The organism is Faecalispora jeddahensis, assembly GCF_000577335.1.
Classification (GTDB): domain Bacteria; phylum Bacillota; class Clostridia; order Oscillospirales; family Acutalibacteraceae; genus Faecalispora; species Faecalispora jeddahensis.
The window spans coordinates 53,481-68,700 of the sequence record NZ_CBYL010000008.1; the positions used below are offsets into that span (position 1 = coordinate 53,481).

The following is a 15,220-nucleotide window of genomic DNA, read 5'->3' on the forward strand; positions in this document are numbered from 1 at the left end:
GAATCTCCGGCAAAAAAATTTCTACATAAAAAAATTTAATAATATACCAAATAGACATTGGGGTAAGGCTCCTTGATGTTCGATATGTCTATTTGTTCGAAACCTGCCAATATCTCTTTCAGATCATCCTCCGTGTAGGAACCCTGCCAGACACAAAACCGTTTGATTTCCCCGTCAGTTTCATGCGTTGAATGCACCGCATACTCCATTTTGGACTGCTCGCCGCCAGTTTCAACATTTCCAATCATAGACCAAGGTGTTCTTTCTACCACATAATATTGACTCTCGGATTTTTTTCCGATAATGACCTTTGCAATACTTTTTTCACCGGGATGATATACAACAGAAAGGATGCTTCCGGTATGAAACGTCACGCTGTCCAGAACCACGATTAGATCCCGATCATCTTCTGTAAAAGAGGACCGTATCGCTAAGTCGGGACGATCAAAATAGTCTGTAGTATCCTCCGGTGTACAAGCAGACAGTACTCCTAAAAGAAGAAACACGCCTGCAATTAGAATAGAATGAACCTTTTTAAGGAGCGACATAGTATACCCCTTCTGCAAATTCACCTACTTTTAATATCACTTTTCCACTTGCATCTTTAGTAGAAAGCAACTTAGAATGTAATCCCGTATCATCCGTTTTCCACTTTTCTATTTTTCCAGCCGTATTTCTTATTTTAGGCTTAAAGTAGACTCTTCTCACTTGATTTTTCGCTACTGCAAAAGTCGTGCCAAAGTTTTCGTTAGTAGATACACTCTTGGCGTAACTGGTTCCTAATTTTGCTATGATTGAGTTAATATCAGATGAGGTTAGAGAAGCCGAAAATGTACTCGTTACACCCCTGCTTTGTCCGTAGTTTATCGTAGCAGGTCCTCTCACTTGCGGGGTTACTGCAATGGGCGTACCGTAACCGAAGGAATAAGAACTTTCAACATACTTTTGATACGTGTATACCCCCGCTCTTGGCTGAACCGCAGCATCAGCAGATACAGCCCCTGCTAATAAGCATGCAATCACTGAGCACAAACAAAAAGACATCAATCGTTTTTTCATCTTTAGCAACTCCTTATCTAATTATTAAATATATTATATCTATAACAAATAGAAGCTCAACCCATAAATGGGAAAATGTGCTATTTATATTTTAAATATCCTTTATCATAATCAACGATAGCCTTAAGTTTTTTAGCAAAAGAAAATCCGGCTACAAATCCGCCTGTACGTTAGGAATCAAAAAGCAAGCATCCCCGCCCCAGGCGCCTGCCCGGAACGGAGATGCTTTGTTTTTATTGTGTGAAAACGCCCACTCAGCCCTTCGGCGGAACAGATGTATCCTTCAGTCGGACAACCAGCTCGATCTCGCAGGGAGCGTTGCCGGGAAGAGAAGCAACCCCTACCGCACTGCGGGCCGCACAGCCATGCGCGCCGAAAACGGATACAAAAAGGTCGGAAGCGCCGTTGCCGATCTTGGCGTGGTCTGCAAAGTCGGGCTCCGTGTTAAGAAACACCGTCAGCTTGACGATATCCGCCACATTGTCGAGTCCGCCGGCGTAATAGTCGACAATCGTCAGGCAATTCAGTGCACAGGTCTTCACGGCCTCATATGCCTGCTCCTCGCTTACCTCTACGCCGACCTTGCCGGTCATAATCAATTTGCCGCCCTGCTTCGGGGTCTGGCCGGCGGTGAAAATAAAATCTCCCGTGCGGATGGCGGGGGAATAGTTGGCGGCGGGCGGGTTAAAACCCGGCAGCTCAATCCCCAGTTCTTTCAGCTTTTGCGTAATGCTCATCGTCATTCTCCTGTTCTAAAAATAGAAGTATCATAAAGCAATTGATTTCAAATGGAATCAAAACCCCTGTGGGTTTTCTGAAAAACGCTCAATTCACCCCAAACAAGGGCAGAAAATTGTATGTCATTGATTCAATGATTCAGCCACTGTGCGGATGTTACAGTGACGCCAAAAACGACAGCTCGGTGTTGCCGCCGGACAGCAGGAAGCAAACCTTCTGCTCCGGCTCAAAGCGGATATTTCCCTCCAGAACGGCGCCTATGGTGATAGAGGAAGCCGGTTCCGCAACGATCTTGCCTTCGCTGCTCAAAAAGTGCGCCGCCTTGGCAATGTATTCCTCACTGGTGGATACCACCTGGTCAACATACTTCTGTACCAGCGGGAAGTTGTTCTGGCCCGGCTGGGTAACCAGCAGCGCATCCGCCAGAGAAGCGGCTTTGGGCAGGCTGACCCGCTCACCGGCCTCAAGACTCTTGGAATAGCGCGCCACGACCGCGGGTTCCGCTCCGATGACCTTAACGGAAGGCTTCTCGCCCTTTGCGCCGATGGCCACGCCCGAAACAAGCCCGCCGCCGCTGACCGGCGTCATGATCACGTCTACGTCCGGCAGCTGGCGGACAATCTCTACACCGCAGGTACCCTGACCCGCGATGATCGCTTCATCATCATACGGCGGAATAAAGATATACCCGTACTTGTCCACCAGGCTCTGCGCCAGCGCCTGACGGCTGTTCAGCTCGCACAGCAGAACCTCTGCCCCCAAGCCTTTGATCTCGTTAATCTTGATTTCCGGTGCGGTGTCAGTAAGGACTACCGTCGCCTTTACGCCCAGCATCTTGGCGGCGTACGCAACTCCGATGCCGTGGTTGCCGGAAGAAACCGCCACGACTCCTTTTGCCAGCTGATCGGGCGTAAGGGACAGAAATTTATTCAGAGCGCCTCTGAGCTTAAAGGAATGAGTTTTCTGCATATTTTCCGCTTTTACATAGACCTGACAACCGAGGGCTTCATCCAGATTCTGCAGCCGGATCACCGGTGTCTCGTAAAGATATTTACCAATCCGTTCTTTTGCCAGGGCGACATCCTGTGCTGTTACCATATTGAATCTCTCCATTCATTTTTTAATTTAGTTCATCCTCTGCTTTCAGGCATACTTTCATAACCTTACCATACCATATGGCGGAGCGGTGGGCAAATTCTTTTTTCTATAACATCCTATATCAAAAATCGTATTTAAGTGAAATTTTCTGCTCCATACAAAACAAGATCGGACTTCTGCCATATGCAACCGTAAATTGCGGAAATTCCAGCTTGCAGCGGTGTACTTCCCGTTTACTGCATGATAAGATAAGCATATTAAGAGGAGGAATACACATGCAGACAGGAGAAAAAATCGCTTTGCAGAGAAAGCGTCTGGGCTTGTCTCAAGAAGACCTTGCATTAGAATTAAAGCTCTCCCGCCAGGCGGTATCCCGCTGGGAAACCAATGAAGCAACGCCCGGTACAGAGAAAATCATTCAACTCAGCCGATTATTTCAAGTCTCTATCGATTATCTGCTGCTGGAGGAACAGGAAACGCCGGATATGGAAACTGTCCGATCGGCCACATCCCAACCGGAAGGGGATACACAGCGACGGAGCAAAATGCGTCAAAGAAGAATTACGTTCGGCGGCTGGCTCTGCGCAGCCAGTTTGTTTCCTTTCATGATTTCCATTGGTGCGGCGACCGGGTGGATATTACGCCACAATTGGTACTATGCAGATAAAGGCGCTTTTCTCACCGGAGTTATAGAAAGCGGGAAAACGATTCCATTTGGTATTGGGGCTTTTTTACTGGTTGTGGGAGGAGTTATTCTCGGCGCAGAGTACCTGTACGGACAAAAGTAATTTTGCCCGGTAACCCAGCCCATCTTTTGCTGATTGAAATATGGTGAAGAAAACCGGCCGTCGACAGATGAAAAACGGGCTATCCATACAGATAGCCCGTTTGCTGTTTGATTGAAACCAGGGCATGTGCGTACACACTCCGCCCTCAACGAAAATCTGAAATCAGTTCAGAATCGCCAGCTCGGTGTCCTTATCAAAGATATGGCACTTCATCATATCCAGCGCGATGTTGGCTTTATCGCCGGGCTTCGCGGTGGAAGCGGGATCTACGCGAGCGGTGAGGGAATTGCCCTCGCAGTTAAGGTACAGGTAGATTTCCGCACCCATCAGCTCCGTTACCTCTACGTCCGCGGTAGCCAGGCTATCCTGCGATTTCGCGAGGAACTGGGGCTCGTCATGAACATCCTCAGGACGAACACCGAAAGTAACGGTCTTGCCGATATATTCATCCAGAGAAGTCCCCTCTGTTTTGGACTGCGGAATCTTCACGGTCGTCTTGCCGAAGGTCAGCGTGTACTGTGCGCCGTCCTTGCCGAGAACCGCATCAAGGAAGTTCATCTGCGGCGAACCCATAAAGCCGGCCACAAACTCGTTGACCGGGCGCTCATACAGGTTCTGGGGCGTATCGACCTGCTGAATAAAGCCGTCTTTCATCACAACGATGCGGTCGGCCATCGTCATCGCTTCGGTCTGGTCGTGCGTAACATAGATAAAGGTGGTGCCGAGGCGCTTATGAAGCTTCGCGATCTCGGTTCTCATCTGGGCGCGCAGCTTTGCGTCCAGGTTGGAGAGCGGCTCGTCAAGCAGGAAGACCTTCGGATCACGGACGATGGCACGGCCCAGCGCAACGCGCTGACGCTGGCCGCCGGAGAGAGCCTTCGGCTTTCTGTCGAGCAAGTGAGAGATATCCAGAATGCGGGCGGCTTCTTCCACGCGGCGCTTGATCTCATCCTTCGGAGTCTTGCGGAGCTTGAGACCGAAAGCCATGTTATCGAACACGGTCATGTGCGGATACAGCGCATAGTTCTGGAACACCATTGCGATATCGCGGTCTTTGGGGGCAATGTCGTTGGACAGCTTGTCCCCGATGTACAATTCGCCCTTGGAAATTTCCTCCAGCCCGGCGATCATACGAAGCGTGGTGGATTTTCCGCAGCCGGACGGGCCAACCAGAATGATAAATTCCTTGTCTTCGATCTCCAGGCAGAAATCCGTAACCGCCGTCACGCCGCCTGGATAAATCTTGTAAATGTTTCTGAGTGATAAGCTTGCCATAATAAACCTCCTGAGCATATGGATCAGTCTGAAAGCACGGCGTCACTTGACGCCAAAAACCTGATGGAATAGCAAGATTTGATATTATTAATATATCAGAACCACCCTGGTTTTAACAGACCTTTTTTACCCAAACTTTGCATGGAGCGTTTAGGTAAATCCCATAAAGAAGCTAAAGATGTGATAAAAACAAGGAGGCTTTTCAGGTGAAAACCGCCAGAATTTCTTTGGCAGTCATTTGTCGAATTTCACCAGGGGAAAGATTCGGGTCTAATTTCAGCGAACCAATCTGCACGCGGCGCAGCGCCAGCACGGTTTTTCCGCGGGCCATAAACATTCGTTTAACCTGATGGAATTTTCCCTCATAGATACATACGCGTACCTGACGCTGCAAAGGCGTGATTTTTGCGTCGGCAAGCTCAGGGGGCAAAACGGACAATTTTGCAGGAAGCGCTTCGAAATCTTTCATTTTTACTCCGACAGAAAAGGCTAGGATATCCTGTGAATCGATGGGAAGATCGAGTACGGCATCATAAATTTTCTCAACTTTCTTTTTGGGAGAGAGCATTTTATGTGCATAATCTCCATCGTTTGTCAAAATGAGCAAACCTTCTGTATCTTTATCGAGCCGGCCCGCCGGGAACAGCCCCCGGCGCTGCCACTCCTGCGGAACCAGATCCACAACGGTTTTGGCCCTGGTATCGCGCGAAGCAGACAGAACGCCCTTCGGTTTATTCATCATAAGGTAAATAAAGCGGGAAACCGCCAGCCCGCGGCCCTCCACTGCAATCGCATCCTGTTCCTCATCCGCCTTATGCTCCGGCCGCACCACCACCGCTCCGTTCACCGTGACCCGCCCTTTGCGGATCATCAGGCCCACTTCTTTGCGGCTGCCGATGTTCTGAGAAGCCAGTATTTTATCGAGCCGTTCCAGCGCCATCGTACTTTCCCCCTGCCCTTTGTATTCTTACTATTGCCAGACAACCGAACAGGCATCCGGCTGAATACGGCAATTCTTCCTCGCCGCAGGCAGAGAAAGAAATAAATGTCCTTTTGTAAAGCTGTCGGCTCTATTGTACCGTGGGCAGGCGGGAAACGTCAAGACGAAAAGCGTGCGGAGAATCATTCCCCGCACGCCGCGCTTTAAATTATTCATGTAAAATGATATCCGATGCGCCAGGTCAATCCGTCGGCCAGGCGTTGGTGGGGATTTCGCTGACATTCGTCTCTTTGGCAGACTCCGCCGAAGAGGTGAGCTGCTGCGCCGTATTGCCGGGCATGATACGGTCACTGCCGGCAAATCCGCACATCGAGCCGTCCAGCGGGGTGGAGCTGATATCTCCCCCGATCACCTTGCCGCTGTAAACCAGCATGGTGGCACGAACAGGCGAACCCTGATCGGTGGCGTTGTTGATCTGGTACACCCACTGTTTGCAGATCTTGCCCGCATAACGGGTCAGGTCGAGCCCCTGCTCCTTTTGCAGAGCATTGTATTTTTCATATACCTCGTTAAAGGTCGCCGGAATCGTCACCTCACGGATTTCGACCGGTTCTTCCGTAACCTCCCAGCCGAATTGGGTCAAAAACGCAATGCGATCCTCATTGCTCTCCGCCTTCAGATTATATTTCTGGCCGCCCATTGTCGCCTCGCTGCCGGAGCCATGAACAACCACTGCGGTAATCGTAACAAGAATCAGCACCAGAATCAGGAAAATAACCAACAGGATATTTTTACGCTTTGCTTTCACAGATACGACGAACATCGCTCTCTCCCCCTTATTTCATACCAATACATATGCACGGCACGGCGCGCTCATGCAAGCATTTTTATGCGAAGAAAAAATCTACGCCGTTGTTCCAAATCCCCTGCACAGCGGCGCAGCGGAAGAGCTGTTAGCACAGAATATTGATGCACCAGATGACGAATGGCTGATAGAACACATCGATCAAAAACGCGCCCACAATGGGAACGATGATCAGCGCCTTGCGGGATTCGCCATATTTCTCCTGAATGGTCGTCATGTTGGCTACCGCGGTGGGGGTGGAGCCGATGTCGTGCCCGATCAGGCCGGCACACATGACGGCCGCGTCGTAATTCTTGCCCAGAATCCGGAAAATCACGAAATATGTGAGCAGAACCAGAAGCACCGTCTGCGTGACCAGCACAATGAGCAGCGGCAGCGCCAGCGCGGCCAGTTCCCAGAGCTTGAGCGTCATCAGCGCCATCGACAGATACAGCCCCAGAGTCACATCGCCTATTTTGTCGTTAAAGTCCATGCGGAACTCGTAAAAATGATACTTCTCGTTCAGGTTGCGCACCAGCACGGCAAAGAACATCGCGCCCACATAGGTGGGGATCGACATGTGAACCAGCTGGCCCAAATACCCGACGATGACCGCCCCGAGCGTCATGCAGAGCATCAGCGCGGTCAGGTTTTTCATGGTGGCGGCATAATCCATCTCCGGCCGCTCCGCCGCTTCCGTTTCGTAGCCCGCGACGTCGATCTCAAACGTCTCCTCCGGCTTTGGCTCCAGGCGATACCGGATGATCAGGCGGCGGCCCAGAGGCCCGCCGATCAGGCTGGCTGCGATCAGACCGAAGGTAGCCGCCGTGAGCCCGACAAGACTGGCGCCGGGGTAGCCCATCGCTTCCAGCGTTTGGCCGTAGGCCGCCGCGCCGCCGTGGCCGCCCACCAGAGCCACCGGGCCGGATACAATTCCATAGGCCGCGTGCAGCCCCACCATCGGGCCAAGCCCGACGCCAATGCCTGTTTGCAGCACCGTTACCACCACGTTTACCAGCCAATAAATCACCAGCAGCTTACCGCCGGTCAGCAGCACCCGCAGGCTGGCCCCCAGCCCTACCGTGGTAAAAAACGCGAGCATAAAGACCGACTGAAGCGTGGAATCAAATTGAAAACTGACCGCTCCGCTTAAGTAAAAGCCGAAATTAATAAACACGAATAAGAATCCGCCCACCACGGGAGCGGGGATGCAAAACTTTTCGAGGAAATGAACTTTACTCTTGATCCAGTAACCGATCAGCAGGAAGATCGCCGCAAGAGTCATCGTGCCGATGTTATCGAACGAGAAGGTCAATACCGAATCAACAAATTCTGCGCGCATACAACAAGCCCCCTCCATTTTATCCGGACACCTGCACACCGGGCCAAGGAGAACTCAACCGCCGGATCAGCATCCAGCGGCTGTATGGGTACCTGTGCCGGTATCTCTGTCTGAATAAATATGATGGGTTCAGCCTCAATTATGAACCTTTTGGGGAAGATCTGTTCTCCTCCGCTCAGAGCAAAGGCATACGCGTCCGCCCAAAATCAACGGGCAAACAGACGGAACACCGTTCTCCTTTTGCAAGACAAACAATCTTAGAGCGACAGATGCTGTATAAAAAAAGCCCCTTTGTCCTTTGGACAAAGGGGCTTGCCCGGAGAGCTAAAACAGTTCACACTGTATTCCCGCCGAAGCGACTTTTTATCACAGATTGATCCGCGGCCCAAAGCGGCTGTTTCCAGGGCCCTTTATGCTTTGCCTGCGCAGCCCAGAACGGTGTTGATCTTATGCTCGACCATCTCTTTGATGGCGGTGCGGGCGGGCCCGAGGTACTGGCGGGGATCGAAATGAGAAGGATTCTCCGCCAGATATTTGCGCACGCTGGCGGTCATGGCCAAACGCAGGTCGGAGTCGATGTTGATCTTGCAGACAGCCATGGTAGCCGCCTGGCGCAGCATTTCTTCCGGAATGCCGATCGCGTCGGGCATGCTTCCGCCGTAACGGTTGATCTCCTCCACAAACTGGGGAACAACGGACGAAGCTCCGTGCAGTACGATGGGGAATCCGGGCAGACGGCGGGAAACCTCTTCCAGAATATCGAAGCGCAGCTGCGGCTTCTGGCCGGGTTTGAACTTATAGGCGCCGTGGCTGGTTCCAATGGCGATCGCCAGCGAATCCACGCCGGTTCTCTTGACAAAATCCTCTACCTGATCGGGGTCGGTGAAATGTGCCTTGTCCTCATCCACACTCACTTCGTCCTCAATACCGGCCAGCTGGCCAAGCTCGGCCTCAACCGTTACATTGTATTTGTGAGCATACTCCGCAACGCGGCGGGCTTCCTCCACGTTCTCCTCATAGGGCTTGGAGGAACCGTCGAACATGACGGAGGTAAACCCGCCGTCGATGCACTCCTTGCACAGCTCAAAGGAGGGGCCGTGATCCAGATGCAGAGCGATGGGCAGCTCGGGGTCCAACAGAACCGCGGCTTCCACCAGCTTTGTCAAATAAGTGTGGTTGGCATATTTGCGCGCGCCTGCGGACACCTGAAGGATGACCGGAGCTCTCAGCTCATGGCAGGCTTCTGTGATTCCCTGAATGATTTCCATGTTGTTGACGTTGAACGCGCCGATGGCGTATCCGCCCTCATAGGCTTTTTTGAACATTTCCGTCGTATTTACCAATGGCATATGGATCACACTCCTGAATGATTTTAGAATACGTTATTGTCATTATACCATAAACCGGAAGAAAAGACAGGCTTGTGAAAAAAATATCCATAAAATCTTCCATGGAATTTTTGTGCCATTCAGGCAGAGAACAGCTGTGCATTACACCGGCTGTAATGGAACAGATACTGCTGCGCCACGCCCGCATACGGTCCAAGCTGCTGCGGAGTATAGCCGGGCAGCAGCACTGCCATGGCGCGCTTCATCCACACGTCCATGGGGAACGCTTCAAGCCGGTGCAGGCCGTACAGCAGCGCGCACTCCGCCACCTTTTCCCCCACGCCGTAAATTTTCATCAGGCTTTGCCGCGCCTCATCGATCGGCAGGCGGAAAAGAGCGTCTAAATCCACCTCGCCGCCAGCCACCTTCTGCGCCGCGTCGATCAGGTATTTGGCCCGGAAGCCGCTGCGCACCGGCGCGAGGGAATCTACCGTCTGAACAGCCAGACGTTCCGGTGACGGAAAATCATAAAAGCCGTCGTGCTCTTCGCCGAGCAGCTGGCAGAGCCTGTCCACCAACCCCTTAATGCGCGGGATGTTATTGTTCTGAGACAAAATAAACGAACACAGCGCCTCCCACGGGTCCTGCTGCAGCAGACGGATTCCCGGGGCAAATGCGGCCGCCTGCCGCAGCGCCGGATGCATCTGCGCCAGCGACTCGCGCACCGCCGCGTAATCGAAATCCAGATCGAAGTAAGGAATCCAGGTTGTTTCGAACTCCGCCGCCGTCACTCCGTGGAACAGCACCGTCCCGTTCTGCTCGGTGATCGTGAGTGTGCGCCCGCAGGCAATCCCGCGGTATTCTCCGCCGGGCAGCACCTGCCAGCGAAAGCACTGGCCGCAGTCGAGTGTCTGGAGCAAATCCAGATCGGGGGACGACGGGATCTCTATCCCATGCGAAGTCTTTCGGTAAAACATGAGTTCCTCCTCTGCCGCGCGCTCGGCGCGGCGCTACAATGTGAACATTATAGCATACTTTTCCTCAGACGGGAACGGGCGGAGGAAACTGCCAGATAAAGGAAGAAGGCCGGATTGCCCACGGGCAACCCGGCTTTCTGTATTTGAGGAGACTAGTCTATGGATCAATGAAATAAAATTACACTGGTCTGATATTCCGGCGCTGCCAAATTTCTCGCCGGCAGGGCGTTTTACAGGGTTTGAATTCCTGTGTGGAATTTCGGGCAATGAATCCGAACCGTCACGTTATCGTCCACAACCTCGCAAATCTGCGCGTCGCAGGCCGCGCTCAGCAGACGGTACGCATCGGGAAAATTCAGTCGGAGCTTTTTCATCAGAAACTGCACCGTATCGTTTGCGGCAATCCGGATGCTTTCCTCCAGCGTCGGCCTGGATGCCAAAAAGTACAGGCCGTCCGTCGTTTCAATCACCGGGCGCTCAATCGGGCGGTCGCGGTAAATCGTTGTTTTCAGGCACATTCTGCCCGCGATCTCAATTCCAGTGCCCGAAAGCTCTCCGTCGCCCATGCACGCGTGCATATCGCCTACCGCGAGCCCCGCTCCCTGCACACCCACGGGGAAGTAAACCCGGGAACCGACCGCGACCAGCTTCGTATCCATATTCGCCCCGTGGTCTTCTGGAACAGCGCAGTGGATCTCCTTCTCTTTGGGCGCAACACCCATCACGCCGATCATTGGGGTCAGCGGCAGCTTGATGTCCTCGGAAAAATGGGCAAAGCCGTCATGAACCGGGATGATTTTCGTATCCGGCTCCGTGATCTGATCGCCCAGAACCCCAAGGCCCACAGACGTGACCATCACGCCCTGCGACGCAAGATCGATGACCAACACCTCCACGCACAGGGTATCCCCGGGGCGTGCTCCCTTCACGTTGATCGGGCCGACGGCACAATCCATAATGGAAATATCGATATCCGGGCGTTTGACGGAAGCGTCCGTAATCTGCCCGCTGTAGCAGTCGTCCACCTCCACCCAGAAGACCTCTCCGTCCTCCACTTCATAGTTTGCTTTGTTTTCGGGGTTGAACCGAAAAATCACTTTATCCTTTGGAATGACACGCATACCTGCACTTCCTTTCCGATCACCAGCCGGCGGGCAGAATCCCGAACATGGAGCAGATGTAATAGACGGCCCCAAACAGGAAGATGGTGATCATCGTATATTGAATCGGTTTTTTTGCATACCAGCCGCACTGCCACTCCGGCTCAATGTCGCCGTTCTTGCGGGCGCTTTGCAGCATTTTGACCGGTACGATAGACATGATCACTCCGCCGAAGGTTCCCGCCCAGCCAATGGCGTCCACAAAGCTGACAAGCCCGGAATACGCCAGAATAAACGGGGGAAGCGCCGTGCAGGCAATCGCGATGAGGCGGGTTTTCGTCTCCCGCTCGTCTTTTAATTTGAACATATCTACAATATTGGTGAGCATCGCTCCGCCGACCGCCCAATACGAGGTCATCATCGCGCACAACGCGAAAATGTTGGCGGTAAACAGGGCCCATGTGCCGAGTGCCTGGCCCCAGGCAATGGTAGCAACCTGTGTCACCTCATCGGCGCCGGTCAGCGAAAGCACTGCCAGCGGAACAAGCGCCAGCAGAATGCCGGTGATAAACATTCCGATCATGATCGCACCGGGCAGCTTCTTCGGGGTATGACGCATGCCGCGCGCCAACTCCGGAACAGTGTACTGCGCTATGTAGCAGAAAATAGCGGTACTGAGAATGGGAACCGCATACGTCCAGTTGGTATAGATCGCCCGGCTGGCGTCAGCCTTTCCTGATACAAACGACGCACCGACGATAAGCACCAGCAGCAGCACCATGCCGGTAGAGATAAACTTCTCCCAGATTCCGGTGGCCTTCAGCCCGAACCAGACAACCAGAACGCAGGGGACGGTGAACAGCAGGCTGCCGGCCCAATTGGGAAGCCCCAGAAGGGTGCAGATGATATTGCCGGAACCGGTGGTATAGGCAATCATACAGCCGATGGAATTCGCACATACCGAAATGAACATCAAAAGGGAGCCGCTTTTCCCCACATACTTTTCTGCCAGACCGGGAAGCTGCAGCGGCTTGCGGGTACGCAGCGCGGTTTCTGCAACATAGAGCATGGAAAACGTGGTAAACAGGCCCGCCACGACAAGCCAAAGCAGCAGAACCGGCCATCCCGCAAGACGGGTGGAATAAGCAAGCCCCAAAATTCCGGAACCGATGTTGGCCCCCACGATGATAGAGATCGCCTCATAAAACGTCAGTTTTGTGGTTTTGAGAGCACCCTCCTCCAACTGGGTGTCTTGAACTTTTTGAGTTTCTTCTACTACCATTGTTGTTCCCCCAATCATAATAATCGTTTTGCCGCGCCTTCGAAAGCTTTACCATAAAGTATAAGAGGGCAGGGATAACAAAAGGACAACAAAAAACTTCAAAAAAAATTATTTTTAATCATTGATCCTCTTTGAGAAAGAACCCAAATATCACAGCGATTCTCTCCCCGTTTTCTGCGGGGAGAGAATCCAAAAGCTTTTCAATGTTTATCTTATTTTTTCACTCAGGGCGGCACAGGTCATCTCGGCCCAGCTGTACTGCGTCATGTATTCGCCCGCATAAGAATTGACCGCGGCGGTCTCGCCGGAAAGGAAACGGTAATAGTCGCAGTCGATTTTCTGGGGATCGACGGCAACGCTGTTGTGGCTGTTCACAATGACGTCCGCACAGTCCGCCGAACGGAGCGCTTTCAGCAAATCAGATTTAAAGATTTCAATCTGGTTTTTCAGACATCGGTCATAGGGGCGGTCTTCAAACAGGATCGCCGAGATTTCCTTCACACTGCAGGAGGCACCGTTGCGGTGCACCAGATAGGCGAATAACTCCTTGCATTTTGATCGGGGAAACCGCAGCGGTTTTTCCCCGTGGAACACCTCGAAATTGCCGAAGCACTGGACGCGCAAACTCTTCCCGGCCTGTGCATTCAGCGTCAGCTCGCCGATGTGCTCGAGTTCGTTCTGAATCGCCATCACAGTGACAGGCTTGAGCAAATATCCCCTGGCATGCACGGAATACGCCTTAAGAGCATATTGGGAATAGGCGGTGACGAAAATGATCTCGAGCGAGGGGATCGCCTTTTTCAGCTCGGACGCAAGCTCCAGCCCGTTGCGGCCGCGCATTTCAATATCCAGAAATGCCGCCTCGGGGCAAAACGCATTTTCCCGAATCTCTTCCAGAGCCTTTATCGGGTCGCTGAATGCCCGGATTTCACACCCCGGCCTGGCCTTTTTCAGGGAATTCACCAGATCCTCTAGGGCCAATTTTTCATCGTCTACTGCAAGAAACCGTCTGTGCATTTCATCTCCTCCTGTCGCTTTTTCGGTAAAACGATTGTCACCGTTGTGCCCTTGTCTTCCGCGCTGTCTATTTTCAGGGTGCCGCCGCAGGAAATGCGCAGCCGCTCCCTTACATTTGCAAGACCCACGTGATCGTTCTTCAGCCGCACCAGGCCGCCGGGGTCAAAGCCCACACCGTTGTCTGAAACAGTGATCAGATATTCCCGCTCTGTACCGGAGGTAAGGATGGTAACCGTTCCGCCCCTCTCCCGCTGCATCACCCCGTGGTGTACTGCGTTTTCCACAATCGGCTGCAACGTCAGCGGAGGCAGAAAGAATTCCGTGACTGGTGTACAGATCGTCACCGACAAGTCATCCCCATAGCGCATTTTTTCCAGATGGAGATAATGTCTGGTGTGCTCTAATTCCCGCTCAAACGGAACATTCTCGCTGTTCGTCAGGGTATTCAGATTCACCCGGAGAAATGCGGTGAAATTCACCAGAGCCATCTCCGCCTTTTCGGGGTCGATACGGCAAAGAGACTTCATGCTGACGAGAACATTAAACAGAAAATGGGGCTGAATCTGGCTGAGCATCATCGAGATTCTCTGCTGCATCAACTCCTGTTCTTTTTCTTTTTCATGTTCCATCTGTATGTCTATGTAAATCAAAATCAAAAGAAAGGCCGACGTAATGTAATACAGCCGAAGACCGCCGATCAGGATTTCCGCCACAACAGACGCCGCGCAGATCACCTCATAAAAAAGAAAGATCAGCGCCTTCCGGTTGCTCAGCTTTTTGCGGAAATGCAGAATCGTCGCACTGATCATGACCGTGGGAACCATCATGAAAAAGAACGCGACCCATGGGTGGTCGGAAATATCCCACGGGTACTGTGGATCAGACGCCGTAAACTGCGACATGACCACGAGCAGAAACCCATCCGCACACAGCCCGATAAACAGAACCAAAAACCGTTTAAGCTCCAAAGGGTCTTCATTGATATAACTGAGTAAATAGATGCCGAACAGCACCATCAGCACATATCCTGAGGAATGCGAGATAAAGCTGCCGATGCGGACCGCCGGCTCCGCTGCGAAAATGCCGGTAAACCCGGTCCTCCAGGACACGGCGTCCCCCAGCAGGGCGAGGGTATTCCAGGCCAGCATCCAGAGGAAAAGCTTTTCAAACAGCCGCTGCTGATGTCCGTTTCTGGCGATGCTGATAAATACGGAGCAGGTGAGGAGTGCGCAGAGCAACTCCATGGCCACACTGATGAGCGAAATCAGCCGCACATCGCTGTTTCCCCGGCAAGCGAAAGCCAACATTTCAAAAAACATTTGCAGGATCAGCAGTAAAACGGGAATGGTAATCAAATACACCGTTGCTTTTCTATTCATCATCCGCGGCTCCTTCCGGACTGATTTCACCGACTTGAGCATTGCTTAATTTC

General features: G+C 52.4%; 15 protein-coding genes. 1 reads left to right on the forward strand and 14 read right to left on the reverse strand.

The features are described from left to right. Positions 1-35 precede the first annotated feature (35 nt). The 4 genes from TY09_RS05000 to TY09_RS05015 form a co-directional block, all read right to left on the reverse strand. Positions 36-548: a hypothetical protein gene (locus TY09_RS05000; RefSeq protein ID WP_042431643.1), complete on the reverse strand. Its 513-nt coding sequence runs from the start codon at positions 546-548 to the stop codon at positions 36-38. Continuing rightward, positions 535-1,059, reverse strand: coding sequence for a hypothetical protein (locus tag TY09_RS05005; protein ID WP_042431645.1), 525 nt, complete (start codon positions 1,057-1,059; stop codon positions 535-537). The genes TY09_RS05000 and TY09_RS05005 overlap by 14 nt, the downstream gene beginning before the upstream one ends. Positions 1,060-1,313: 254 nt before the next feature. Then, positions 1,314-1,796 (reverse strand): RidA family protein, encoded by a 483-nt coding sequence (locus TY09_RS05010; protein WP_042431647.1) that lies wholly within the window; start codon positions 1,794-1,796, stop codon positions 1,314-1,316. A 157-nt stretch (positions 1,797-1,953) separates the two neighbouring features. Then, the gene (locus TY09_RS05015) at positions 1,954-2,895 is read right to left on the reverse strand and encodes a threonine ammonia-lyase (RefSeq protein ID WP_042431649.1); all 942 of its coding nucleotides are present in this window, start codon (positions 2,893-2,895) and stop codon (positions 1,954-1,956) included. Positions 2,896-3,170: 275 nt separating this feature from the next. Here TY09_RS05015 and TY09_RS17560 point away from each other — a divergent pair, with 275 nt between their 5' ends. Continuing rightward, positions 3,171-3,683, forward strand: a complete 513-nt coding sequence (locus tag TY09_RS17560; RefSeq protein ID WP_052335557.1) for a helix-turn-helix domain-containing protein — start codon at positions 3,171-3,173, stop codon at positions 3,681-3,683. Between the two features lie 162 nt (positions 3,684-3,845). Here TY09_RS17560 and TY09_RS05025 read toward each other — a convergent pair whose 3' ends face one another. The 10 genes from TY09_RS05025 to TY09_RS17565 all read right to left on the reverse strand — a co-directional run bounded on the left by TY09_RS05025 (position 3,846) and on the right by TY09_RS17565 (position 15,170). Next, positions 3,846-4,958: an ABC transporter ATP-binding protein gene (locus TY09_RS05025; protein ID WP_042431650.1), complete on the reverse strand. Its 1,113-nt coding sequence runs from the start codon at positions 4,956-4,958 to the stop codon at positions 3,846-3,848. A gap of 202 nt (positions 4,959-5,160) precedes the next feature. After that, positions 5,161-5,898, reverse strand: coding sequence for a pseudouridine synthase (locus TY09_RS05030; RefSeq protein WP_042431651.1), 738 nt, complete (start codon positions 5,896-5,898; stop codon positions 5,161-5,163). A gap of 241 nt (positions 5,899-6,139) precedes the next feature. Beyond that, positions 6,140-6,721 (reverse strand): DUF4830 domain-containing protein, encoded by a 582-nt coding sequence (locus tag TY09_RS05035; RefSeq protein ID WP_042431653.1) that lies wholly within the window; start codon positions 6,719-6,721, stop codon positions 6,140-6,142. Positions 6,722-6,851: 130 nt separating this feature from the next. Then, positions 6,852-8,084, reverse strand: coding sequence for a sodium/glutamate symporter (gene gltS, locus TY09_RS05040; RefSeq protein WP_042431655.1), 1,233 nt, complete (start codon positions 8,082-8,084; stop codon positions 6,852-6,854). A gap of 410 nt (positions 8,085-8,494) precedes the next feature. Continuing rightward, positions 8,495-9,433 carry a class II fructose-1,6-bisphosphate aldolase gene (gene fba, locus TY09_RS05045; RefSeq protein ID WP_009064806.1) on the reverse strand — a complete coding sequence of 313 codons (939 nt, stop codon included), beginning with the start codon at positions 9,431-9,433 and terminating at the stop codon, positions 8,495-8,497. Positions 9,434-9,552: 119 nt separating this feature from the next. After that, a complete protein-coding gene (locus tag TY09_RS05050; protein ID WP_042431657.1) occupies positions 9,553-10,389 on the reverse strand; it encodes a DNA-3-methyladenine glycosylase family protein in 837 nt (278 codons plus the stop codon). Between the two features lie 230 nt (positions 10,390-10,619). Then, positions 10,620-11,510, reverse strand: coding sequence for an acetamidase/formamidase family protein (locus tag TY09_RS05055; RefSeq protein ID WP_042431659.1), 891 nt, complete (start codon positions 11,508-11,510; stop codon positions 10,620-10,622). 19 nt (positions 11,511-11,529) lie between these two features. After that, positions 11,530-12,771, reverse strand: coding sequence for an aromatic amino acid transport family protein (locus TY09_RS05060; RefSeq protein WP_009064704.1), 1,242 nt, complete (start codon positions 12,769-12,771; stop codon positions 11,530-11,532). A gap of 207 nt (positions 12,772-12,978) precedes the next feature. Then, positions 12,979-13,788 carry a response regulator gene (locus tag TY09_RS05065; protein ID WP_042431661.1) on the reverse strand — a complete coding sequence of 270 codons (810 nt, stop codon included), beginning with the start codon at positions 13,786-13,788 and terminating at the stop codon, positions 12,979-12,981. Beyond that, on the reverse strand, positions 13,764-15,170 hold the full coding sequence (locus TY09_RS17565; RefSeq protein WP_187119579.1) for a sensor histidine kinase: 1,407 nt from the start codon (positions 15,168-15,170) through the stop codon (positions 13,764-13,766). The genes TY09_RS05065 and TY09_RS17565 overlap by 25 nt, the downstream gene beginning before the upstream one ends. Between the last annotated feature and the right edge of the window lie 50 nt (positions 15,171-15,220).